Source organism: Aliidiomarina halalkaliphila (assembly GCF_007096385.1).
GTDB classification, from domain to species: Bacteria; Pseudomonadota; Gammaproteobacteria; order Enterobacterales; family Alteromonadaceae; genus Aliidiomarina; species Aliidiomarina halalkaliphila.
Genome location: NZ_VJWL01000004.1, coordinates 117568 through 141582 on the forward strand (window position 1 = coordinate 117568; position 24015 = coordinate 141582).

18 protein-coding genes and 1 tRNA gene are annotated in these 24015 nt (G+C 49.9%); 3 read left to right on the plus strand and 16 right to left on the minus strand.

The window, feature by feature from the left end:
• Window positions 1–10: 10 nt before the first annotated feature.
• Complete coding sequence (locus tag FM042_RS10720; RefSeq protein WP_143236443.1) at window positions 11–1063, minus strand: efflux RND transporter periplasmic adaptor subunit; 1053 nt, start codon at window positions 1061–1063, stop codon at window positions 11–13.
• A 371-nt stretch (window positions 1064–1434) separates the two neighbouring features.
• Here FM042_RS10720 and FM042_RS10725 point away from each other — a divergent pair, with 371 nt between their 5' ends.
• Window positions 1435–3498 carry a BCCT family transporter gene (locus tag FM042_RS10725; protein ID WP_143236444.1) on the plus strand — a complete coding sequence of 688 codons (2064 nt, stop codon included), beginning with the start codon at window positions 1435–1437 and terminating at the stop codon, window positions 3496–3498.
• Window positions 3499–3597: 99 nt separating this feature from the next.
• Here the strand turns inward: FM042_RS10725 and FM042_RS10730 are convergent, their stop codons facing one another.
• On the minus strand, window positions 3598–4410 hold the full coding sequence (locus tag FM042_RS10730; protein ID WP_143236445.1) for a DUF2884 family protein: 813 nt from the start codon (window positions 4408–4410) through the stop codon (window positions 3598–3600).
• A 247-nt stretch (window positions 4411–4657) separates the two neighbouring features.
• The gene (locus FM042_RS10735; protein ID WP_143236446.1) at window positions 4658–6349 is read right to left on the minus strand and encodes a dipeptidyl-peptidase 3 family protein; all 1692 of its coding nucleotides are present in this window, start codon (window positions 6347–6349) and stop codon (window positions 4658–4660) included.
• 124 nt (window positions 6350–6473) lie between these two features.
• Between FM042_RS10735 and FM042_RS10740 the strand changes: the two genes are divergently transcribed.
• Both FM042_RS10740 and FM042_RS10745 read left to right on the plus strand, forming a co-directional pair.
• Window positions 6474–6896, plus strand: a complete 423-nt coding sequence (locus FM042_RS10740) for a gamma-glutamylcyclotransferase family protein (RefSeq protein ID WP_143236447.1) — start codon at window positions 6474–6476, stop codon at window positions 6894–6896.
• Between the two features lie 6 nt (window positions 6897–6902).
• Complete coding sequence (locus FM042_RS10745) at window positions 6903–7910, plus strand: amidoligase family protein (RefSeq protein ID WP_143236448.1); 1008 nt, start codon at window positions 6903–6905, stop codon at window positions 7908–7910.
• Here the strand turns inward: FM042_RS10745 and FM042_RS10750 are convergent.
• The 13 genes from FM042_RS10750 to FM042_RS10810 all read right to left on the minus strand — a co-directional run bounded on the left by FM042_RS10750 (window position 7893) and on the right by FM042_RS10810 (window position 23996).
• Entirely contained in the window at window positions 7893–9146 is a 1254-nt protein-coding gene (locus FM042_RS10750) for an Nramp family divalent metal transporter (protein ID WP_143236449.1), read from the minus strand. The genes FM042_RS10745 and FM042_RS10750 overlap by 18 nt on opposite strands.
• 9 nt (window positions 9147–9155) lie before the next feature.
• Window positions 9156–11126: a S9 family peptidase gene (locus FM042_RS10755; protein ID WP_143236450.1), complete on the minus strand. Its 1971-nt coding sequence runs from the start codon at window positions 11124–11126 to the stop codon at window positions 9156–9158.
• A 111-nt stretch (window positions 11127–11237) separates the two neighbouring features.
• The gene (locus FM042_RS10760) at window positions 11238–12938 is read right to left on the minus strand and encodes a hypothetical protein (RefSeq protein ID WP_143236451.1); all 1701 of its coding nucleotides are present in this window, start codon (window positions 12936–12938) and stop codon (window positions 11238–11240) included.
• Window positions 12939–13033: 95 nt separating this feature from the next.
• Window positions 13034–13109, minus strand: a tRNA-Ile gene (locus FM042_RS10765).
• A 113-nt stretch (window positions 13110–13222) separates the two neighbouring features.
• Window positions 13223–15064: an RNA polymerase sigma factor RpoD gene (gene rpoD / locus FM042_RS10770; protein ID WP_143236452.1), complete on the minus strand. Its 1842-nt coding sequence runs from the start codon at window positions 15062–15064 to the stop codon at window positions 13223–13225.
• A gap of 131 nt (window positions 15065–15195) precedes the next feature.
• Complete coding sequence (gene dnaG / locus FM042_RS10775) at window positions 15196–16947, minus strand: DNA primase (protein ID WP_143236453.1); 1752 nt, start codon at window positions 16945–16947, stop codon at window positions 15196–15198.
• A 183-nt stretch (window positions 16948–17130) separates the two neighbouring features.
• Complete coding sequence (gene rpsU, locus FM042_RS10780) at window positions 17131–17346, minus strand: 30S ribosomal protein S21 (protein ID WP_143236454.1); 216 nt, start codon at window positions 17344–17346, stop codon at window positions 17131–17133.
• A gap of 118 nt (window positions 17347–17464) precedes the next feature.
• On the minus strand, window positions 17465–18580 hold the full coding sequence (tgt, locus tag FM042_RS10785; RefSeq protein ID WP_143236455.1) for a tRNA guanosine(34) transglycosylase Tgt: 1116 nt from the start codon (window positions 18578–18580) through the stop codon (window positions 17465–17467).
• Window positions 18577–19665, minus strand: a complete 1089-nt coding sequence (gene queA, locus FM042_RS10790) for a tRNA preQ1(34) S-adenosylmethionine ribosyltransferase-isomerase QueA (RefSeq protein WP_143236456.1) — start codon at window positions 19663–19665, stop codon at window positions 18577–18579. The genes tgt and queA overlap by 4 nt, the downstream gene beginning before the upstream one ends.
• A gap of 70 nt (window positions 19666–19735) precedes the next feature.
• A complete protein-coding gene (locus FM042_RS10795; protein ID WP_143236457.1) occupies window positions 19736–20533 on the minus strand; it encodes a DUF481 domain-containing protein in 798 nt (265 codons plus the stop codon).
• Window positions 20534–20669: 136 nt separating this feature from the next.
• A complete protein-coding gene (fba, locus tag FM042_RS10800; RefSeq protein ID WP_143236458.1) occupies window positions 20670–21734 on the minus strand; it encodes a class II fructose-bisphosphate aldolase in 1065 nt (354 codons plus the stop codon).
• A gap of 63 nt (window positions 21735–21797) precedes the next feature.
• Complete coding sequence (locus FM042_RS10805; protein ID WP_143236459.1) at window positions 21798–22982, minus strand: phosphoglycerate kinase; 1185 nt, start codon at window positions 22980–22982, stop codon at window positions 21798–21800.
• 45 nt (window positions 22983–23027) lie between these two features.
• Window positions 23028–23996 carry a glyceraldehyde 3-phosphate dehydrogenase NAD-binding domain-containing protein gene (locus FM042_RS10810; RefSeq protein ID WP_232366431.1) on the minus strand — a complete coding sequence of 323 codons (969 nt, stop codon included), beginning with the start codon at window positions 23994–23996 and terminating at the stop codon, window positions 23028–23030.
• Between the last annotated feature and the right edge of the window lie 19 nt (window positions 23997–24015).

Consider the following 24015-nt stretch of genomic DNA (forward strand, 5'->3'; position numbering starts at 1 on the left):
TAACTAGCCCTTAACCGCGCCAGTTCACAATACGCACTGCGGTACCATCGCGCATATCAATGGGATTCGTCGCCAACACCACATCGCCTTCATCGATGCCTGACAATACTTCGGTCCATTGCCCTCGAGTGATACCCACCTCGATATATGTACGTTCTAATCGCTCATTAACCACGCGATAAATATAGCGCTGTTCGGCATCTTCTCCGATAGCTGCTGCAGGAACTGCTAATGCGTTAGGGCGTGGATCAACAGTGAGCGGAAGGCGGCCTAGGAAGCCTGGGCGTACCCCTTGCTCATAAGCCTCTTCCGGGAGTAATACTTCAATGCGTAATAGTCGGCTACTACGATCGGCAATGGGAAAGATGCGGCGAATGGTGCCGCGAAATTCTTGATCCGGTAAGCCATCTAGGAGCACAGGTACGTCGTCTCCTACAGATAAGTGACGAATATCCCGTTCAGAAACACCCGGGCGAACGACCAACTCATCCATATTTGCCAGTGAGAATAGTGCTTGCTGGGCTTCGATGGATTCACCCACTTCGATATATCGGCCGGTTACGATGCCGCTTAGGGGGGCTAAAATAGCACCAAAATCAATACGGGTTTGCCACAAATCACGCTCCGCGGCAGCCGCCGCGTATGTTGCTTCGGCGCGCTGTAATTCAGCAATGGAAATAGTATTGCTTTCGCGCAGTTGCTGCAGGCGTTCAAATTCGAGCTTGGCTTCGTAGGCTCGTGCTTCCGCCCGGCGTAGTTCTGCCCGCTGTTCGGCCACATCAAACTGAGCGAGTGTTTGCCCTGCCTCAACAAAATCCGATTCTTCAATCGCTATGGACGAAACTACGCCTTGGGTTCTGCTGGTTAAATTCACTTGAATGCGAGGCTCTACTGTCGCTGACAGGGTGAGCTGCCGCGACAAATCACGGGGCGTCACTTCATAAGCTGCAATCGGGGTGTGCCGTTCGCCTCCCGGTTGATCATTGCTGCTATCCGATGGTGCGTCACTGCACCCGGCTAACAACAAACAAAACCCTGCGATGAGGTACCATGCTCGCACCACTAGTGTCTCCTCAATCCGTTATGCATATGAGTCCTTCAAAAGGGATTCCTCAGTTACGAGAGAGTGCATTACTGCTTCCTTATACTAAGAAACTCACCATGAAAGTTCACTTAAACTAGGTTAATGCCCGTTGCAGCACGACTAACTGCATTACTGCGCTTCCTGCCATTCATCGGATTCATGATCACTGTAGATGCGCTGTGATCAGCATACACAAGGTCGCGCGATTGTGCGAAATATCCCGCTTGTTCGCACTAACACCCTGAACTTCAGCGCAAAGCTTCGACCGCTAAACTTGTGAAACAAGCTCAAGCTGCTAGCCTAAAATAATTATTTTAGGCTAGTCGTCCTCAGCAAAAGGAGCATGTACTATGAGTTCAGCCAAGCCATCTCGCTGGCGTTCTGCACTTTTACTTCCTGTTTTTATTCCTGCGGTTGTTGTGATTTTCCTACTCGTTGCAGGCACCCTCGCTAATCCAGAGTATGCCGGAGAGGTTTTCGCCTCGGTACTCGCCCGCATTACTGAGGATTTCGGCTGGTTCTACATGTTGGCCGTGGCGCTGTTCCTAATGTTTATCGTGATCGTGGCGGTATCCAAGTGGGGGCGTGTCAAACTCGGCCCCGATCACGCCGAACCCGAATATAGCTTTCCTGCCTGGTTTGCCATGCTGTTTTCCGCAGGTTACGGCATCGCCTTATTGTTCTTCGGCGTATCTGAGCCGGTGCTGCACTACGCAGCCCCGCCGGAGGGCGCTGCCCTTACTGTTGATGCCGCCAAACAAGCCATGCAAATTTCCTATTTTCATTGGGGCTTTCATATTTGGGCCATTTACGGGCTTGTGGGCTTAGTATTGGCGTATTTTTCATTTCGTCATGGGTTACCTTTATCCATGCGCTCAACCCTATTTCCACTCATCGGTGAGCGCATACACGGACCCATCGGCCATACTGTAGACACCTTCGCGATACTTGGCACCATGTTTGGTATCGCCACGACCCTTGGCTTATCGGTGATCCAAATCAATGCCGGCCTCAATTACCTGTGGCCGTCGATACCCGTGAGCACCATTGTTCAGGTGATCGTTATTTTCTTTATCACCCTGCTTGCCATCGCATCGGTGGTTGCTGGTCTGGATAAAGGAATTAAGCGGCTGTCGATTATCAACATGACTTTGGTGTTGTTTTTACTGCTGTTTGTGTTCGCGTTTGGCCCTACGGTACATATTCTTGAAACTTTCTTGCAGAACACCGGGAGCTATCTTAACTATATCGTTGAGCGCACCTTTAACTTGCAGGCGTATAGCCGTAGCGACTGGATTGGCAACTGGACCCTCTTTATCTTTGGCTGGACCATTGCGTGGGCACCCTTTGTCGGGCTCTTTATCGCGAAGATTAGCCGCGGGCGGACCATTCGTCAGTTTGTATTTGGTGTCATGCTGGTGCCCACAATCTTCACCTTCTTCTGGTTCTCCGTATTCGGTGATACCGCGTTGCACATGATCATGGTGCAAGGTTATGAATCCTTAATTACTGAGGTGCAAGAAGACCAAGCCATTGCTCTTTTTAAGCTGTATGAGCGACTTCCACTTACGAGCATTTTATCTTTTGTGACCGTGGTTCTGATCATGACCTTCTTCGTTACCTCATCCGATTCCGGCTCTCTGGTGATTGACTCACTAGCCTCCGGTGGTGTGATGAATACACCGGTCTGGCAACGTGTATTCTGGGCGAGCACGGAAGGCGTAGTCGCATCGATACTGCTCCTTGCCGGTGGTCTTACGGCACTACAAACAGCCGCCATTGCCAGTGCCCTGCCATTCGCCGTGATCATGATGATCGCCGCCATCGGCATGTGGCGTGCGCTGGTGATTGAAGGCCATCAATACAGTAGTTTGCGGAGTCACACACAAGTACATCGGCGTGGCGTTCATTCCGGTGCAAACTACTGGAAGAAGCGCCTTGCGGGCATGGTTGATTTTCCTAGCAAAGAGCAAGTGGATACCTTTATTCGCACTACCTGTGCAAGCTGCCTACAGAAAGTGCAGCAAGAATTAGCCGAGAAGCGCTGGGATGCCCAGGTCAGCATGGAAGACGAACCGACTCGGGCGGTGCTTACAGTTGAAAAAGATGAGGTTGAGTTTACTTACGAGATCCGGATGCGCGGATATCATCGTCCTGGCTTTGCCGTAACCCAGCTTTCCGGCGACGATGATTATTACCGCGCGGAAGTATTTCTGCGCCAAGGTGGGCAAGCCTACGACGTATATGGCTTTGAGGAAGCGGATATTATCGATGATGTACTCAATCAGTTCGAAAACTACCTGCACTTCCGCCATCATTCGCCAGGTAGCCTACCCTGGGATGTGGCGCAGCACGACGATGACCTGACGGATATCGATGATAACCTAGAGAAACCGGACGAATCATCGACCTGATGAGCGCATTATTGGCGTACTAAAACGGAAAAACGGAGGGCATGGCCCTCCGCTTTCCGTTTTTTGCTGCTGCTTTGTTGGTACTACTACTTTACTTCATCAGTGCAAGATCCGATATGCATCAAACTCGGGGACTTGCGCTGCAATTTGCGCCTCAGTTGCACTTAACTTCTGCAACTCATGACACATGGCTTCACCCTTCTGTTCTAGGGCTTTACCTTTGGCTTCCATACTGTGTTCAAGTACTTCCGCCATATTCTCCATCCGCTCTTCAAACTGATTCATGCGGTCTTCAAACGAACCTGAGCCACTGAGCATCATGCGACCGATCATCATCATCATGCTGCCCATAGATTCGGTAATAATGGATTCCAATTCGTCTTCCAAGGTGCTCGACAAGCGATCGCCAAAGGCATCAAGTTGACTTCCTTGCACCACGTAAACCTGATCATCACGATAGGCAATCGTATTGAAGTCATCCCGTAAGCGGTCGCGTAACGCATCAACCCGGCGCACAATCTTGTGGTCTGGACCAAACATTTCACCAAAGGTCGTGGTCAGTGCGAAAGATGTCATTTCCAAGGCTTCATCCATTACATCGGCCACAAACACAGCCTGATCGGTGACGCCGTTTTTATAGCTGATTAATAGCCCCCGTGTTTCGCTATTTACATCAACGGCTGCACCTTCCAGATACAAATCGCCGTTGGCGGTAATGCGTACTTTTTCACCGGTGTGATCAAACACCACCAGCTCCTGATAAGACGCACGGATATCCTGATCGAACTTGAAATTACATTGTTGTTTGTAAAACTCTCCGCGTACCGGATCGGTCACGGATTGGGCCGGAGCGGCGGCAGGCGTTGCACTGGCAAGTGCGATGCTTGCCGAAAGTATCAGTGAGGTAATCATTCTGGTTCTCCTGTTCACTGCGTTTTTTAGATTCACAATGGCTGATTCATTGATGTCAGCGATTGTTACCTAAACTAAAGCAGAAACCGTGCCAAATTAATTAACTTATTGATTTTTAATTATTTGTAGAGATTATCAAAACAAAAAAGCCAAGTAAGTTAGTGAATTTCACTATACGTACTTGGCTTGAATTCGCACTTTTGGTGTATTTTCTCATCACCCACCGGGTGGGTAATTGAGTATGTCGTTACTCGAGGCCGAGCGGACGTTTGCCTTGTTCAAATACGATATCAACCGGAATATTCGCCGCATCAATGCGATCCAATTCCGCTTGGAGATCTGGGCCAATGCCACCCATTTCTGCAAACAAACGAGCCGTGCCATCGTAATCGCCATCCCCTTGAAGGCGCAAAATAAGCTCCGATAAACTATTCATCGCTGCACGCATGTTGTCCATATCCACCGAATAATAACCGGCTTCATCACGGACAAAGGCGCCTGCTTGTTCGAAATAATTAAAGCGAATCATGTTCGCCTGACCATGGGCACTGGAAGCACCAAAGCGCACCGAGCGGAAAATTCCAGCGAGGAAGGTAACATAGTAATCTTCCAGTGTTCCTTCAGTGAGAATGCCTTCTTCCAGCAATTGGGTGACCATATACAAGCCCAGAATATCCGCTTTCCCTTCTTCAAGTGGCGCCGCATATTCACGCAGTGCATTGCGCACAGGCCCTTGCCCGGTGATAGTGTTCTTAATACCTAAACCATGCGCCACTTCGTGGAACATCGTATTTGCAAAGAACGCATCAAAGGTAATGTGATGACGCTGATCAGGTGCAATGAGCACATCAGCAATAGGCACAAGAATTTCATCGAATTTTGCCTGCATGGCATTTTTTAATTGCGAGCGACGGGTGCCTTTGGCCAATTGAACTTCTTCGTCGTTTGGCAAATTCACAGCAATGGTTTTGCTGCCCGCATTGGAGTGCCCTGCGTAATATACTACGTCGTACGCATTGAGCTGTGCTTCACTGCCAGGCTCCTCGGCTTTATATTCATCGGGCACAGGAAGGCCACGCTGTAAGCTCGGTAGCGTATCGGCATACACCGCTAAACGCTCACTCCATTCCATATCTTTAACTAATACATAGGCCTCGAATCCGGCTTTGTAACCAAACAGGCGGTCTTCGTAGGTTTCAATTGGTCCGATAATCACATCCACGGTGTTATCGACCATATCCATCCACGCGTAATCAGACGCTTGGTATTCGTTGCTTAAAAATGCTTCTGCACGCATCTGCAAATAGCGTGAGAACAACGGATCTTCAGCGAGCTCCGCTGCTTGCATCAACAGTTCCGCGGCCCGCTCTAATTGCGCCGCATACTTTTCGTTATAGGCGATGGTATAGAGAGCGCCCTCCGCATCGCGGCGCACTAAGGTATACAAGCTATCTTTGCCATCCAGATCTGCCGCATCAAACTCTTCGCGAGTCATATCCGCCGGGTAATAGTTCGCACCTAATGGCTTCGGTCCGTAACCTTGAATGAAGGGTTCCATATTGTTCAAGCGATCCCAGGGGCCATAATTAATTTCTGCGAAGGTGCGTACTTTGGGATCATCAATGCGTGCCAGCAGAGCATCGCGATCACCCGGATATGCCTGCATCCAAAACAGCTCGTCCATAATATCGGCCGCATCGATAAGCACGCTGATCAACTGCTTTTTCTGATCCGATAAATGAGAAATGTCGACGTCCATAGGCACAGACACATAAATATCCAGACGCTGCTCTGCGCCCGGTACAAGCACACCTGCTTGACCATTCTCTAATGGCATTGATGGGCTTGGCGCCTCAGAACAGGCCGCAAGAAATAAAGAACCAGCGGCAAGTGCGAGGCCGAGTCGCCCTACCTTAGGTTTGTTGAGTAAATTTCGCATTACGAGCACTCTCTTGTTATCGTTATTTGAATTATCAATTATGTATGTTCTTTCTCAATTCGTCTAAGCTTTAGTTTATACGCAAAAAACTCACCCACAACATGGATATAAAAACGTGAGAGCTATGAGCTACGCATTGTTTGCATTATTTGTCGCGGGCGTTATTTTTTGGTGGATCTGGATTAGCCCATTTAGTTTTACTTATTCCGACACCACACTGGATATAGATGAGGAAGCCACTCATCGTGTGTTTGCTTTCGGAACCCTGCGCAACCATTTCGTTCGTTCCCTCATTATTCGCCGCTACGTGCCAACCGAGCCTGCACGATTAGATGGTTATCGCCGTTATGGTCTTGATTTGCTTCCCGATGAGGGCGCCTATACCGAGGGTGTCATCTTCTATGTTACCCCCACCCAGTTACGTCGGCTTGATCGTTATGAACGTGTGGGTGTTAAATATGAACGCTATTTATATACACTTGAAGATGGCGAGTATGCTTGGGTCTATCGTTTGATCTCCGATATTCAGCCCATTCTGGAGGAGTAGTAGGTTATGGCTGAAGCATTAATTCAGGTACCCCGAACACGAACAGCGGATGACAAAGAACGCCGTGTCGGCGTTGAAATTGAGTTAGGGGCACTGTCTCTCGACAAAGTCACCGAGATTGTCGAACAATTTCTTACCACCCTTGATATCAACACAGAAACCCAGAGCAAAGGCCGCTATGAACGCGAAATTAGCGGTGATGACGCAGGCCCCTGGATAATTGAGTTTGATTACAGTTATCTGAAAAAACTCGGACGTGAAGAGCACCAAGAAGAATGGCAAAAGTCTGCGGAAAAGGGCCTCGCTTGGATTGCCGAAAGCGTGGTTCCGGTGGAGATAGTAAGCCCACCATTACCACTCTCTCGCCTCAAGGAAGTTGAGAACTTAATGGGTCAATTGCGCGACGCAGGAGCGCGAGGTTCCTCTGATAGCCTTGCCTACGCGTTTGGTATGCAACTCAACCCAGAAGTACCGGATACCGGTGCCAATACCTTAGTGCGTTACCTGCAAGCATTTCTGTGCAGCTATGATTGGCTCCTAAAGCGTATCGATCCAGATATCTCCCGCCGAGTCAGCAGCTATATCGACCCCTTCCCGAAAAAATACTTGGATAAAGTCTTGGATCCGGATTATGCACCTAGTATTGAGGCATTCATGGATGACTACCTCAAAGATAATCCCACGCGCAATCGCGCATTGGATATGTTGCCGTTGTTTCGGCACTTAGATGAAGAACGGGTGGTGTCAGCGGTGCCTGATGACCTCATCAAGGCCCGACCAACCTTTCATTATCGCTTACCGGGATGCGAGATTCACCGCAACGACTGGGGCCTATTTTCGGTGTGGAATGATTGGGCTGTTATTGAGCAATTGGCGGAGTCCACCGAAATACTGAACGACGCCCTCAGTCATTATCAGCGCCAGCGAAATCGCTTTATCCCTTGGCTTGGTAAAAACTGGAAAGACTATATGAGCGGCGACATCATTCCGCAGATATTAGAGCAATGCAAGTAGGATTGATCGCGCCCCTAACACTAGCGCAATCACAAACACACAGCCCCCGAGTATGTTTTGTCGGGTGCTGTTTGCGTATTGCCCCATAGATTTTTGATTGACCGCCAATAACAAGAAGCCGGCAATCAATGGCAGCAAGATGCCGTTGGCGACTTGGGCAAATACAATCAACGAAATCGGGCGAATCCCTAGCGACGCAACGATCACGCCCACCAAAATGATTCCGAGCCAAGTACCGCGAAAGGCCCAGCTGCGTAAATCAATATTCCATCCGAGCACACCCGTTAATGCATAAGCGGAGGCCAAAGGCGCAGTAATAGCCGACGACAATCCCGCCGCTAACAGTCCAGTCGCCATTAGATAAGTGGCCGCCGTGCCAAAGATGGGTTCCAGCGATACCGCTAAATCCGCGGCCCCTGCAATGGTCGCCTGCTGGCCAAAATAGGCCGCTGCCGCAGTCGAAACAATAGCTATAGAGACTAAGCCACCTAGTGGAATTGAGGTGGCAATATCGGAACGGGCTTCCACTAACGCTTGCTCTGTTGGCACCTGTGTTTTTGGCCAACGGGTACGCGCACTTGCTGCGTGCAAAAATAGCGCATAAGGCACAACCGTGGTGCCGATTAACGCCATCATGGTTAAGGCACCACCAGTCGGAATCTGAGGCACGAGCAAGCCCCGCAGCAACGCAAGTAAATCTGGTTTGCTCAGTATAAAGGTGGTGATAAAGGCCAAGCTCATTAGCACCACGAGCCCGATAAGCGCGCGCTCAATAGTGCGATATTTGCCTTGCCAGAGCACCAGCGCTGCGAGCGCGCCAAGAATCACCGCCCAAGGGTTGAGGCCGGTACGCGCCACCAAGGCTTGCACCCAGTGCGCGTCACCCCAAAGTGCATCGGCACCTAAACTGGCACCGGTGAGATTCCCTCCCTGATAGGCGCTATTACCGATCACCACAGCCGCCACCACCAAGGCAATAAAGCCTATACGCGCTAAAGGCGCCGACACCACGGTGCGCAGGCTTTCGCCTAATCCCGCTTGCGTTACTACGCCTATACGCGCCGCCATTTCTTGCAAAATCATGGTGGCGATCACGGCGAACACCAAAGCCCACAGTAACGCGTAACCAAACTGCGCCCCTGCAAGTGATGCAGTGACGACCGTTCCGGGCCCAATAAAAGCCGCCGCAACTAAGGTTGCGGGACCAAACTTAAAACGGAACCCGGACGCTGCCATGGTGATGAATTACTCGTCTTTCGCTGTATGTTTGAGCATAAACTCCAGCACACGCTCATAGAGTTTCACATTATTTTCAACTTTGTAGAAACCATGGCCCTCGTCTTCTACCAGCAGTTCTTCATAGGGAATATTATGCTCATCCAGGCGTTTTTTAAGTAAGTGATAATGATCAACGTGGGCGCGTATATCTTCACCCCCATGGGCAATAAACAACGGGGTCTTAATATTCTCCACATGGTTTGTCGGCGAACGACGGGCCAACAGCTCCTCGTTATTTCCAAGCACACGATTAAGATAATTACGGCCATACGCGGTTTCGGGAATATCACCGACTTCTTTCATTAACGCTAAATCGTAGACACCCACAAAGGCGAATGCACAGGCATAGAGATCCGGTTCCCGAACGATCCCCGATAAGGTAGAAAATCCGCCGTAACTGGCACCCGCAATACAAATGCGTTCCGGATCCGCGTAGCCTTGCTCAATCAGCCAATGCGTGGCATCGGTGATATCATCTTGCATCTTCGCGCCCCACTGGCGATAGCCTTTACGCTCGAATTCCCAACCATAGCCACCGGAGCCACGGAAATTCACTTGCAGAACCCCAAAGCCACGGGAGGCCAGCAGTTGGGTTACCGGATCAAAGGTCCAGTAATCCCGCACCCCGTGAGGCCCGCCATGGATATACACTACGAAAGGCAAGTCGGGATTTGGCTCCTGGTTTTGTGGGGTAGTCATATACCCATGGATTTGCAAGTCATCCCGCGCAGTGAATGAAATCGGCTGCATGGGCGACATCTGGGCGGGATCGATCCAGCCTCGTGACCCAGCAATAAAACGCAGCGCGGGAGCCTCGGTGTCTAGTAGGAAAAACTCTCTTGGCGCTTGGTCACTGGCGACAGATACAATGGCGCGCTTGCCATCGGCGGTCCAGTTGTGGAAGTGCACATAATTGCCATCAAACATGGCGCCAATTTGCTCAAGCCACTGGGATTCAGTCGCATCCGCATCGAGGATATGCATGATGGGATAGCCTGGGCTAAAGCGCACACCTAACAGATTGCGCCCGGATGCATCGTATTTATACGGCGAGACGTCGGAAAACACTGGATGATCGATTTCAACGCCGTGTTCATTGGCAATCGGGATCGCATCGCCTTCATTAAACCGCGCTAACCACAATCCCGATCCTTGGTTACGACGTACACTGAAATATACCCCATCACCTTCGTCGTTAAATGCAATAGGAGAGATAGACTCGCCTAGTGTATTTTCGAAAGTTTGCCACGGCGCATCCACCGAAGGGCGCCAGGCAAATTCGCCTTTGTCATCATCATTGGTCCCGTAGGCGAAACGTACCTCGCCATTGCGATCGGCCATCAATCCACCGCGATTCAATGGCGACGACGCCACTGTGCGTAAGCGTGCGTCGTTCACATTTAACCGCTCTGCAATAGGTTTAAGGCGATCGTGGGCCCAATGCTGAATCAATATCCAATCAGGCTGCTCCGGTAACAAATGAATCACCGACATTTGGCGAAATACATAGCTCCCTGGGTTCGTACCAAACAGCTGGCGACGATTGGAGCCATCTGCATTCATGGAAAAAACGCGGCCTGTGCGTGCGGGTACTTCGAGGGCGCCGACCTGAATGGTTGTTTCAAAAATAAGCCGATCGGGCGTGACCCAGCGCACCGCAAAGGGGCTCTCGCCTCCCCGTAGTTCAAAAGCAGACTTCACGGAAATACTTTCTAAGTCGGAGATATCCAGAATCGCTAGGTTACGCCGCCCTTCAGCGGGTACCGTTACTGCGATATATTCACCCGAAGGCGATAATGCGACACCGGTGAATTCCGCATGGCGGAAGAAGTCTTCAAGTGGAATATCCGCAGGGCTTGCGCTCACAGCAGAAAAAGAAAAGAAAGATATACACAGCAAGGTGGCGCAGCAGCGAATGCGCGCAAGCAAATAGTTCATGTCTAAACCCGGTATCGATAGCTTTGTGGCAGGCCTATCCCACACACTTGTTATTATTCTGTTAGGTTATCAATTCGGTATTGCGATGCCAAACCCTTAATTGTTACAAAATTAGTGCAGGGCATCGGCAGAAGGCGCAGCAAAGCCGCTCGCTAGTTCCTCATACAAGGCTTTGAGTACCGCACGCTCGGGTTCAGAAGGAATGCGCTGTTCGCGCAAATAGATTTCACCAATCGACACTAATAGATATGCAATGGAATAGCTTTCATCACGTCCCAACATCAATGCGAGGGCATCTTCATAGTATTGATGCTCGGCTAAAGTGGTGCCTAAGCTATGAATGAGATACGGAAAAATATCAATCGCCGGTACGGCATACTGGTCGAACAAATCCTTGCGATCTTGCTCGATAAGTATAGGGCCAATAAAGTCGAGCAGCATGGCAACGTCTTCCGCACGCTGTCCGCGCAACTCCCGTTCTATTGCTGTGAACATCCGCGTCACGTCGTCCGGCCGCCCCACCTCCACATACATCTTTAATTTCCACGCAAATAACACAAGGCGCTCTTCACGATCGACAATTTCACTCATCAGCAACCGAATATGATGAATCATATCGTCGATATCCATATCGAGATCAAAAGCATGCATAAATTCCACGAGGATAATCGCGAACCAGACAGCTTCTGTATCTTCTTCCGCCATGATGAAATGGGCCAGTAACCGCAGCAATTGGCGTTGCTGTTCAACCATATCGAACTCGGCTAAGGCGTCCGCCAGCTCCTGAAATCCGGAATACACAATATAAAAACCGTGATCAGGGGATTCTTCAATCAATTGCTCGGTATCAAGTATGACCTGCACCGCGATTTCTTCGGCCCGCGTAAACTCACCTACTTCGGCGAATTTTCGAATATATTCAAGGGGTCCGCTGAAACGCCAATAATCATTATCGCTATGCTGCTCTGTCACCCGTGCATAGGAGAGCTCTAATACCTCGAGGGCGCTGCGCGTATCACCTAATGCAACAAAGAGATCAAACAAGGCTGCGTAGGCCACTTCTGTACTGTAATTTTCCTGATGTGCGTCGAGGGGCATCTCGCTCCAGCGAAGCTCACCAAGACGGAAGTTAATGTCATCGGCGATCCGGCGCGCGAGCATTTCCTCGCCCTCTTCCAAATACAGCAAACCAAGATAAGCACGCCATTGCGCCCGGATCCCCGGATCCGTCTGCCGATTCACTAGCTCCTCAAGAAATGCCGTATCGCCAAGCTTACGCGCCAGTTCCGTACGTAGATAACGGGCATTTAACACCCGGTGGTTCTCAATTTGTTGGGATAAATATTGGTCGACTTCTTGCAAGCGCACCAATGCCTCGTCCTTGCGCCCAAGTTCAATGTAGCCATCAATAATCGCGAGCTCATACGAATACGGGTCGAAATAATCGGGATGGGGGGAGTTTTCCAGATGCCACTGCGCTTGTAGCAACACATCAATCGCCGCCGCTTCAGGAACAACATGGGTTGATAAGGTATTGATCAGGATCCGATACAACCCAAATCGAGTGGCTTCGTCGCTGGTATGGTCGGCAATATAGCGCGCCAGTGCAATGGGATGCCGCGTGGGATCGGTCAAAACATCGGCGTATGCTTGGCCTGAGGCCCGCTCTTCAAGGTCGGCGACTGCATCAGCCACACTACCGCCATCGGGTAGAATGATTTCAGGCTCACCGGAACACCCTAGCAATAGTGCCAAACAGCCCGCGAATACACCGCCCTGAACATATGCTTTCACACCCTTAACAACCGCCATAAATTCCATCTCACGCCCAAAAAGTACTCATTCAGAGTATCCAATCAAGGCCGTGCTTGTCATTAAAAATAGTATGGGGTGCTGCGCCGAAACAATGGTGGCCCCTCCCAGACTCGAACTGGGGACCAATCGATTATGAGTCGAGTGCTCTAACCACTGAGCTAAGGGGCCACTGAGATAGGTTTTGCAGCGTTGCTCTGTTGCTGCAAAGTGGCGGCAAGTATACCCAAATCAGACGCAACAAAAAAGCGCCCGGAGGCGCTTTTTCAAGCAGTTATACGAATTTACTCGTCGAGGAAACTCTTCAACTGTTCGCTGCGGCTTGGATGACGCAACTTACGCAATGCCTTGGCTTCAATCTGACGAATCCGCTCTCGGGTAACATCAAACTGCTTGCCTACTTCTTCGAGGGTATGGTCGGTATTCATATCAATACCAAAGCGCATACGCAGTACTTTCGCTTCCCGCGCGGTGAGCCCACCAAGTACGTCGCGTACAGCGTTTTGCAAGCTCTCAGAGGTTGCTGCGTCGACCGGCAAGTCGAGGGTAGTATCCTCGATAAAGTCACCTAAATGCGAATCTTCGTCGTCACCAATTGGGGTTTCCATGGAGATCGGCTCTTTCGCAATTTTCAGCACCTTACGGATCTTATCTTCCGGCATCGCCATGCGCTCAGCCAATTCTTCTGGCTGCGGCTCGCGCCCCATTTCTTGCAGCATCTGCCGCGAAATTCGATTCAGTTTGTTGATCGTTTCGATCATGTGCACTGGAATCCGAATGGTACGGGCTTGGTCGGCAATAGAACGGGTAATTGCTTGGCGAATCCACCATGTGGCATAGGTTGAGAACTTATAACCACGGCGGTATTCGAACTTATCCACGGCTTTCATCAAGCCGATGTTCCCTTCCTGAATGAGATCCAAGAACTGGAGACCACGGTTGGTGTACTTCTTCGCAATCGAGATCACCAAACGTAAGTTCGCTTCCACCATTTCTTTCTTGGCGCGACGCGCTTTGGCTTCGCCAATCGACATACGACGGTTAATGTCTTTTACCTTCGCAATCGACAGCCCCGTTTCTTCGGCAATGGAGCGTAATTTGCCAGTGCAACGCTCGATTTCTTCGCGGTGCTCAGCGAGTGCTTCGCTGTAGCCCACATTCTTGGCGACTAAGCCATCGAACCACGCCATGGAGGTTTCGTTACCTGCAAAGGCGATAACAAAAGTACGTTTAGGCACTTTCGCCTGTTCCAGCGCTAACTTCATAATTAAGCGCTCTTGCACGCGAACTCGGTCCATCATTTCGCGCATGTCTTTAACAAGACGATCAAATTGCTTTGGCACCAAACGGAACTGTTTGAACAACTCGCTCAGTTGCTCGATTTCTACCCGTGCTTTATCGTGCTCGCGACCGTGCTTTTTAATTGCCGCGCGCGTGGATTCGTATTGATCACGTAACTCAGCGAATTTCTCACGAGCTTGTTCTGGATCGACACCGGTATCTGTTGAATCATCATCTGAATCATCATCATCATCGTCGCCATCATCATCTTCATCTTCGAGTTGATCATTGCTTAACTCTGAACCCACGTGAGTTGCGCTCACTGGCGCTTCGTCTACTTCGTTTGGATCGATAAAGCCTGAGATGATCTCAGTTAAGCGAATTTGTTCCGCTTCAAAGGCATCCCACTGTTCTAGCAGGAAGTTAATGGCTTCAGGATATTCCGCGACCGAGCATTGAACTTGGTTAATACCTTCTTCAATACGCTTGGCAATGGCTATCTCCCCTTCCCGGGTTAATAGCTCTACCGTGCCCATTTCACGCATGTACATGCGCACCGGATCAGTAGTGCGGCCAATTTCACTTTCGACAGTGGCTAGTGCAGCCGCCGCTTCTTCAGCGGCATCTTCATCGGCTGCATCTTCGCTCATCATCAGATCGTCGGCATCGGGGGCAGCTTCATACACTTTAATCCCCATGTCGTTGATCATGCGGATGATGTCTTCAATCTGATCCGAGTCAACGATGTCTTGCGGAAGGTGGTCATTGACCTCAGCAAAAGTTAGATAACCTTGCTCTTTACCTTTCGCAATAAGTAATTTCAGTTGCGACTGACGAGTCTGCATACGGGCGTTCACCTCAGTAAAGACGTTTTTTAATTCGTGCGGGATGACCGCTCAGTATAACAAAATGTACAGGATTCAACCAGTTTAGTTTTAGTCCAAACTGAGTTTCTACATGAATGAAAAACGTTTATTTAATTACGTTTCATCATGCGGATAAGTTCATTGAGTTCCTGTAACCGGGCTTTTGTCATTTCACTGGCTGGCAGCGCTTTTAGCTCTTCATAGCGCTGCTCTAAATAGCGGTCGATCAAAAACATGTATGTTTCCGAAAATTCCTGCTCCAGGTTTTCTTCCAGCACTTGGTGTTCCCAACTGGCCAAACGCCGAAGATGTGGCTCAAATTTAGTACCGCGCCAAGCTTCAAGCACTTGGGCGGTAGTGAGCTTTTGAGCTGCGGTTTGTCGATGTAATCCCATGAAGACTTTCATGCCTTCTAATTGCAATCGTTCGAGTTCCTGATGCACAGGAACCAATTGCCCTAGCTGCGGGTACTGCACCAATAAACCGATGGCTCGAGCCACAGGACTCAGCGAACCATTTTTCTGAGCACGTGATGCATTTGCATCTGAGCGGGCCTGATGTGGCACCAATTTCTCTAGCTCTGGAACGGTCCGACTTAGTTTCTTCGCCAACTCTTCCATAAGCAGACTTCGATAAAATTCACTTGCGACTTGCTGTATCAGTGGCCGCGCGGTGGCAACCAAGGTTGATTTGCCTGCGTCTGTGCGCAAATCCAGTTCAGCGGTGATGTGATCAAAGAAATAATCTCGGAACGACATCGCTTTTTCGACACGCTTTTGAAAGCCTTCGGCTTTTTCCGCGCGAACAATCGTATCTGGATCTTCACCATCAGGAAGAAACAAAAACCGCAGGTCTGTTCCATCGCGCAATAAGGGTAGCGCATTTTCCAGCGCACGCCAGGCCGCATCGCGACCGGCACGATCACCATCGAAACAACACACGATCTGTTTGGCCTGACGAAAGAGTAATTGCAGGTGCTCGCTCGTGGCCGCAGTGCCTAGGGCTGCCACGGCATTAGTAACGCCATACTGCGCAAGGGCCACCACATCCATATAGCCTTCAACGATAATGACACGCTCAAGCTCACGGTGCTTTTGCTTCATTTCATAAAAACCGTACAGCTCACGGCCCTTATGAAATAAACGCGTTTCCGGCGAATTTAAATATTTCGGCTCACCTTTATCTAAAACACGTCCGCCGAATCCCACCACACGCCCGCGCCTATCGCGAATAGGGAACATAATGCGATCCCGAAAAAAGTCGAACCGCTTACCGCGTTCGCTTTCGGTGATCATTTTAAGAGCAAGCAATTGCTGCTGCCGTTCTTTAGAGGTACCGAACTCGCGCAATATCGCATCCCAAGCTTCCGGTGCGTAACCAATGCCAAAATCACGCACCACTTCCCCGCTTAATCCACGGTTTTTCAAATAACCGACTACCCGTTCCCGCTCCGATGACGTTTTCAGTTGCTTGGCAAAAAAGCGGGCGCATTGCTCCATTAACTGGAAATCATCTTCGATTTCACTCTTATCCCGCCCCGGCTTACCGGAACCACCGCGCGTCTCCCGCGGCACTTCTAAGCCCATACTGGCGGCGAGCTCTTCCACAGCATCTGGGAAATCTAAGCCATCGTATTCCATCACGAAATCCAGGGCGTTCCCATGAGCACCACAGCCAAAGCAATGATAAAACTGCTTATCGGGAGCAACCGTAAAAGAAGGGGATTTTTCATTATGAAATGGACAACAGGCCTGATAATTGCGACCGGCCTTTTTTAAGCGCACACGGGTTTCGACCACGCTGACAATATCAGCGCGTGCAATGAGGTCTTGAATGAAGTCTTTAGGAATTAATCCAGCCATTGCACTAATGTACTCTGCTCACCGCGCAATAAAAAGCGGATTTTTTGAAACAATCAATGGTGCTGATTCACAAAAAAACCGTGCGGGGCACGGTTCTTTAGTGGCGTCCTTCAGTAGCGTCTTCACAAAAAGCCTACTACTTAACGCAACTTCACACGCTCGCACTAAAGCGAGGGCGAAATCTTAATACAGGCGAGTGCGACGAGCGTTTTCGCGCGACAATTTCTTCGCGTGACGCTTCACAGCTGCTGCTTTCTTACGCTTACGCTCAGAAGTTGGCTTCTCGTAGAATTCGCGGCTGCGAACTTCAGACAAGACACCTGCTTTTTCACATGAACGCTTGAAACGGCGCAGTGCGACGTCAAATGGCTCGTTTTCTTTCAATTTAACTGCTGGCATTAGCCCCTCACCTCAAAAAATTCAATAGTCGCGGGTCGTTCAAATAGCCCCGCCGGATAAAATTGGTGCTGAATTCTAAACAAACCAGCGCCCCATGTAAAGCCTAAGATCGATTAAATCAATCTAAAGGCGGCACGTTTTCGCCACGCTTGGCGTAAAACGCAGCAACGAATTGATCAAATTGATCGTTTTCGATCGCATCCCGCATTCCCTGCATCAAGGTTTGATAATAATGCAGGTTATGGATCGTGTTTAAACGCGCCCCTAAAATCTCATTACAACGGTCTAAATGATGCAGATAGGCCCGTGAGTAATTTTGGCAGGTATAGCAATCGCAATCCGCGTCTAAAGGCGCTGTATCCGTGCGATGACGGGCATTACGAATCTTAATGACCCCTTCAGAAGTGAAAAGATGACCGTTCCGTGCATTTCGGGTAGGCATCACGCAATCGAACATGTCGACACCGCGACGCACCGCTTCCACGAGATCTTCTGGTTTACCCACCCCCATCAAATAACGGGGCTTGTCTTCCGGCATTTTCGGCGCCGTATGGTCAAGAATCCGCATCATGTCGTCTTTTGGCTCACCCACCGACAAGCCGCCGATGGCGTAACCATCAAAGCCAATATTGGTTAAGCCTTCTAAAGATACATCGCGGAGCTCTTCGTACATCCCGCCTTGAATAATACCAAACAATGCCGCTGGATTATCGCTATGGGCTTCTTTCGAACGTTCCGCCCAACGCAGCGACAGTTGCATGGAATCTTCAGCTTGCTTTTCAGTAGCAGGATATGGCGTACATTCGTCAAAAATCATCACCACATCGGCACCAAGCTCGCGCTGCACTTCCATGGATTTCTCTGGTGTAAGAAGAATCTTCTCGCCATTAATCGGCGAACGGAAGGTCACCCCTTCTTCCGAGATTTTACGCAGCTCACCTAAACTAAATACTTGAAAGCCGCCGGAATCGGTAAGGATTGGACGGTCCCAGTTCATAAAATCGTGCAGGTCACCATGTTGGCGAATAATACTGGTGCCTGGCCGTAGCATCAGGTGAAAGGTGTTCCCCAAACAAATCTGTGCTCCGGTATCCTTGAGTTCTTCTGGCGACATGCCTTTTACTGTACCCAAGGTGCCAACAGGCATAAACGCCGGCGTATCAACCACGCCACGTTCAAATTGGAGTTGACCGCGCCGCGCTCGACCAGCGGTTTTCATTAATTCAAACTTCATGAATCAACCTTTTCGTTTTGATGGGGTGTGCTTGTGCTCATGGCTTCGACCCGTGGGTTTTGGGTAATAAACATGGCATCACCATAGCTAAAAAATCGGTATTCTGCTTGGATTGCTGCTTGATAAGCCGCCATCACGTGTTCTTTACCGGCGAACGCTGAGATCAACATAATGAGCGTCGACTCTGGCAAATGAAAGTTCGTGATCATCGCATCTACCACGTGAAAACGATAGCCAGGATAGATAAAGATATTCGTTTCTGCAGTAAACGGGGCCAATGTACCTTGATTAAAATGAGCCGCTGACTCAAGCGATCGCACCGACGTTGTTCCCACCGCAATCACGCGTCCACCGCGCGCCTTCGTGCGTTCCACTGCCGCGACCACGTCCGCAGGTACTTCCGCATACTCACTGTGCATGGTGTGATCACGAATATCGTCGGTACGTACCGGCTGAAAGGTACCGGCGCCCACATGCAAGGTCACGTATGCAGTTTCCACGCCTTTTTCAGCGAGGGCTTGCATAACCGCATCATCAAAGTGCAAACCGGCTGTAGGTGCCGCGACCGCACCCGGCTTTTTACTGTACACCGTTTGATAACGTTCCCGATCACTGGCTTCATCGGGGCGATCAATATAGGGAGGCAATGGCATGTGGCCATAAGCGTCAAGCCATTCTAAAACAGACCTACTGGGGTCGAACGCAATCTCAAAGAGTGCATCTTCTCGCCCCATAACCGTTGCCTGAACTGCGTTTTCCAAGAGCAATTTGGTTCCTGCTTTGGGTGAACGATTACTGCGCAGATGCGCCAGCACTCGGTGCTGATCAAGCACTCGCTCCACCAACACTTCAACTTTGCCACCGGACACTTTTTGCCCGAGTAGGCGAGCAGGAATAACCCGAGTGTCGTTAAACACCAAGAGATCACCGGCACGGAGTAAGTTGGGGAGTTCTCGAAACTGCTGATGGCTAATGGCCCCACTCGGGCCATCCAAGGTAAGTAAGCGACTACTACTGCGATCAGGTTGAGGATACCGCGCGATCAGATGATCGGGCAAGTCGAAATGAAATTCTGATTTTTTCATGAAACTAACGCCTCGTTCCTTACACGAACAAGTGAGCGTTACACGTTACCAAGGTAATCTAAGTTACCGATTAGAATGTGTAGACGATCGTAACTGCTGTTTCCGTATCCATTTTTTCTGGAATACGACCGTTTGGCTGCTCAAACACAGTACTGTTATGAGTTAAGGTTAACGACAACCGTAAAGCAAGCCGAGAATTCAAGTTTGCGGTCAGGGCGCTTACTGCCCGAGAACGCGTATTATCATCGCCAATTTCGGTGGATACAAGCTGCGTAAAGCGCGCTGTTTCACTGATTTGCCAATCAAGGTTACCCGCTAAACGAACAATTAAGTCGGTATCGGTTTCACCGGTATCGCGGCGTTTATCGAACGACACACCGGGACCGACCTCAAAGTCAGTAAAGAGATCGGGGGTAAAGTGGTACCGGGTACCATAACCTGCCGCAATGGTGGATTGATATTCGTAACTATTTAACGCATCGTCTTCATAGGAACCATACAAGAACACAGACGAATGATTGGACGAGCCAAACTTCCGGTTGGACTGACCCGAGACAAACAGACGATCCGCATCGGTAACGGTTTCACCTTCAAAGGTTTTACGTTCCTGGCGATAGTAATCAATGATCCCGCGATGGCGCCATTGAAGCGTGTCACGCTGAAGGTCGACTTTGCCTTTCCACGAGCGAGAATCCGTGTTTCCTGATCGGATCAGAACACCGATTTCAGCGCTCGCACGCCATTTCCCGTCTTGTTTTGCTGGATCTACATCCTGAATGTCGTCAAACATAAAGGTGGATGCCGATGCCGTCCCCATTCCCATGGATGCTATCGCGACTGCTGCGAGTCCGAATCGATTTAAACGCACGCGTCCCCCTAAATATCTATTATTTTGTGCACAACATCCTCTATTTTAGAGGAATTCGGGTCACTTTCGTACCCTAAAGTCGAAAAAACCATCGGCATTTACATGCCGATGGTCGTTATATCGGTCAATTCACGATTTACTTTATAGTGGCTTTTAGCTCACCTTTTTCATACATCATGAACATTTTCTCTAATGATACCGGCTTAATTTTGCTCGCGTTACCCGCCGTACCGAAGGCTTCATAGCGAGCCTTACAAATGTCATACATCGCTTTGGTTGATGCTTGCAAATATTTACGTGGATCAAACTCTGAGGGGTTTTCCGCTAGGAAGCGACGAACCGCACCGGTAGAGGCCAAACGCAAATCAGTATCAATGTTTACCTTACGCACACCATGGCGAATCCCTTCTTGGATCTGCTCCACAGGCACACCATATGTTTCTGGAATCTCACCACCGAATTCATTGATGATTGCTAACCACTCTTGCGGTACTGACGACGACCCGTGCATCACTAAGTGAGTATTTGGAATACGAGCATGAATTTCTTTAATCCGATCGATAGCTAAAATGTCGCCTGTCGGTGGACGTGTAAACTTGTAGGCGCCATGGGAGGTTCCACACGCAATCGCTAATGCATCCACTTGCGTGGCTTTCACAAATTCAGCCGCTTCTTCCGGATCCGTGAGCAACTGATCGTGGGTTAATGTACCCTCTGCGCCAACACCGTCTTCTTCGCCCGCCTGCCCGGTTTCGAGAGAACCTAAACAACCAAGTTCACCTTCTACAGAGACACCGCAAGCATGGGCCATTTCCACCACGCGTCGCGTGACGTCTACGTTGTAATCATACTCTGCCGGCGTTTTCCCATCTTCGCGCAAAGAACCATCCATCATCACTGAGCTAAAACCCAACTGAATTGAACGCTGACACACCGCAGGTGAAGTACCGTGATCTTGATGCATCACCACCGGAATATGGGGCCACTCTTCAATCGCTGCAAGAATAAGATGACGTAAGAAAGGGGCACCCGCGTATTTACGCGCGCCTGCCGATGCTTGCACGATCACCGGGCTATTGGTTTCGTCTGCGGCCATCATAATCGCCCGCATCTGCTCTAAATTGTTCACATTGTATGCTGGGACACCGTAGCCAAACTCGGCCGCGTGGTCGAGCATCTGCCGCATGGAAATCAAAGCCATGAGAGAACTCCTTATCTACTTAGTTTTAATATTAGTTCTGGCTGCTGCAACGTGCATAGTCAACTAATCGCTCTCGCTGCCACGTGCTTCAAGAATGGAAACCGCCGGTAATTTTTTACCTTCTAAGAATTCTAAAAACGCGCCGCCACCGGTTGAAATATAGGAAACTTGGTCTGCAATGCCATACTTATCAATTGCTGCTAGGGTATCACCACCACCTGCAATTGAAAACGCATCGCTCTTTGCAATTGCTTCTGCAAGCGTTTTGGTTCCGCCTGCAAATTGGTCAAACTCAAATACCCCAACAGGGCCATTCCACAAAATGGTACCTGCGTTCTCTAACATCGCAGCTAAGGCCTTCGCTGTGTCTGGGCCCACATCAAGAATCTGATCATCGCCACTCACCTCAGTGATTGATTTAGTGGTCGCTTTTGCATCCTCGCCAAACTTATCACCTACCACGACATCTGTCGGTAGCGGGATCGTCGCTCCCCGAGTTTTCGCTGACTCCGCCAAACGCGATGCTTCTTTGAGCAAATCCGGTTCATAGAGCGATTTGGCCACATCGTGCCCCGCCGCGGCGATAAAGGTATTGGCAATGCCGCCTCCAACAATAAGTTGGTCTACTTTGCGCACCAAGGAGTTCAATACCATAAGCTTAGTCGATACTTTGGAACCACCCACGATTGCAACCAGAGGCCGCTTTGGATTCTCCAAGGCTTTGCCAAGGGCATCTAGCTCATCCCATAACAAGGGTCCGGCGCAGGCGATCGGGGCGTATTGAGCAACACCGTAGGTAGATGCTTGTGCGCGATGGGCTGTACCAAATGCATCCATTACAAAGATATCGCACAAGGCCGCCATTTTTCTCGCGAGGGTGGGATCGTTTTTCTTTTCACCTACATTGAAGCGAACATTTTCAAAAACAACGAGTTCGCCACCTGCCACGTCGACGCCATCTAGGTAATTACTTTCAAGGCGAACAGGAAATTTTAACGCGTTGGCTAAGTACTTCACCACTGGGGCCATGGAGTATTCGGCATTGTATTCGCCTTCTTCCGGGCGTCCTAAATGCGACATCACCATAACTTTCGCGCCTTGCTCGAGCGCTTGTTGCAGTGTAGGTAATGCAGCGCGAAGTCGCGCATCGGAAGCAACCTTCCCGTCTTTAATGGGCACATTGAGATCTTCGCGGATCAGTACTCGTTTGCCGCGTAAATCAAAATCGGTCATCAATTTAATGGTCATTGTTGTTGTCCTTAGTTAACTTCTGTCGACCCCATGGGCTTGGATCTATTCAGTGAGCAGCGTGCCAATATAGGCCGCGCTCTCCAACATCCGGTTGGCAAAGCCCCATTCGTTGTCACACCAGCTTAAAACTTTTACGAGTTGCTTATGGCTCACGCGCGTTTGCGTGCCATCAACGATGGCTGAGCGCGGATCATGATTAAAGTCAGACGATACCAATGGCACTTCAGTATATCCGAGAATCCCGGGAAGTAAGTGCTGACTTGCATGCTTGAGCGCATGGTTCACGCTTTGAATGTCGACATCGCTGTTTAATGTCACACTCAAATCCATTGCGGTAACGTTGGTTGTCGGCACACGCACGGCAATGGCTTCAAAGCGCCCTGCAAACTTGGGCAAGATGCGTTCAATCCCGCGAGCCAAACGCGTATCTACTGGAATTATACTTTGCGATGCCGCCCGCGCTAGACGTAAATCATCATGGTAAGCGTCGATCACTTGTTGATCGTTCATCGCCGAGTGAATGGTCGTAATGGTACCGCTATCCACGCCAAAAGCATCATCCAGTACTTTGATGACCGGCACGATACAGTTCGTAGTGCAGGAACCATTAGAGATAATTTTATGCCCTGAGGTAAGCTCGTGATGATTGATCCCTTGAATCAGGGTGAAATCTACATCCGGTGCTGCCGGATGAGAAAACAACACGCGAGCGGCACCTGCATCTAAATGTGCTTGACCGTCGTTTCGGGAGCCAAACGCACCACTACACTCCAGTACCACATCCACCTTTAAATCGGCCCAAGGTAAGGCCTCAATGGTGCGGTGGTGAAACACTGGAATGCGGCTTTTACCAATCACTAAATGCTCACCATCCACGCGCACTTCCGCAGCGAACCGGCCGTGTGTGGAATCGTACTGCAGTAAATGCGCCATACCTTGAATAGCCGCAGGCTCATTTATGGCGACAATCTCGATGTTCTGATGCCAGCCCGACTCAACCCACGCGCGCATCACCGAACGGCCAATACGA

What these genes read in the sequence shown, in the direction of transcription:
- rpsU (WP_143236454.1), bottom strand. Translation starts at nt 17,346, where the DNA reads ATGCCAGCAGTTAAATTGAAAGAAAACGAGCCATTTGACGTCGCACTG.
- tgt (WP_143236455.1), bottom strand. Translation starts at nt 18,580, where the DNA reads ATGAAGTTTGAATTAATGAAAACCGCTGGTCGAGCGCGGCGCGGTCAA.
- FM042_RS10735 (WP_143236446.1), bottom strand. Translation starts at nt 6,349, where the DNA reads ATGCGAAATTTACTCAACAAACCTAAGGTAGGGCGACTCGGCCTCGCA.
- queA (WP_143236456.1), bottom strand. Translation starts at nt 19,665, where the DNA reads ATGAAAAAATCAGAATTTCATTTCGACTTGCCCGATCATCTGATCGCG.
- dnaG (WP_143236453.1), bottom strand. Translation starts at nt 16,947, where the DNA reads ATGGCTGGATTAATTCCTAAAGACTTCATTCAAGACCTCATTGCACGC.
- FM042_RS10730 (WP_143236445.1), bottom strand. Translation starts at nt 4,410, where the DNA reads ATGATTACCTCACTGATACTTTCGGCAAGCATCGCACTTGCCAGTGCA.
- fba (WP_143236458.1), bottom strand. Translation starts at nt 21,734, where the DNA reads ATGGCTTTGATTTCCATGCGGCAGATGCTCGACCACGCGGCCGAGTTT.
- FM042_RS10750 (WP_143236449.1), bottom strand. Translation starts at nt 9,146, where the DNA reads ATGGCAGCGTCCGGGTTCCGTTTTAAGTTTGGTCCCGCAACCTTAGTT.
- FM042_RS10805 (WP_143236459.1), bottom strand. Translation starts at nt 22,982, where the DNA reads ATGACCATTAAATTGATGACCGATTTTGATTTACGCGGCAAACGAGTA.
- rpoD (WP_143236452.1), bottom strand. Translation starts at nt 15,064, where the DNA reads ATGCAGACTCGTCAGTCGCAACTGAAATTACTTATTGCGAAAGGTAAA.
- FM042_RS10725 (WP_143236444.1), top strand. Translation starts at nt 1,435, where the DNA reads ATGAGTTCAGCCAAGCCATCTCGCTGGCGTTCTGCACTTTTACTTCCT.
- FM042_RS10755 (WP_143236450.1), bottom strand. Translation starts at nt 11,126, where the DNA reads ATGAACTATTTGCTTGCGCGCATTCGCTGCTGCGCCACCTTGCTGTGT.
- FM042_RS10745 (WP_143236448.1), top strand. Translation starts at nt 6,903, where the DNA reads ATGGCTGAAGCATTAATTCAGGTACCCCGAACACGAACAGCGGATGAC.
- FM042_RS10740 (WP_143236447.1), top strand. Translation starts at nt 6,474, where the DNA reads ATGAGCTACGCATTGTTTGCATTATTTGTCGCGGGCGTTATTTTTTGG.
- FM042_RS10810 (WP_232366431.1), bottom strand. Translation starts at nt 23,996, where the DNA reads ATGCGCGCGTGGGTTGAGTCGGGCTGGCATCAGAACATCGAGATTGTC.
- FM042_RS10760 (WP_143236451.1), bottom strand. Translation starts at nt 12,938, where the DNA reads ATGGCGGTTGTTAAGGGTGTGAAAGCATATGTTCAGGGCGGTGTATTC.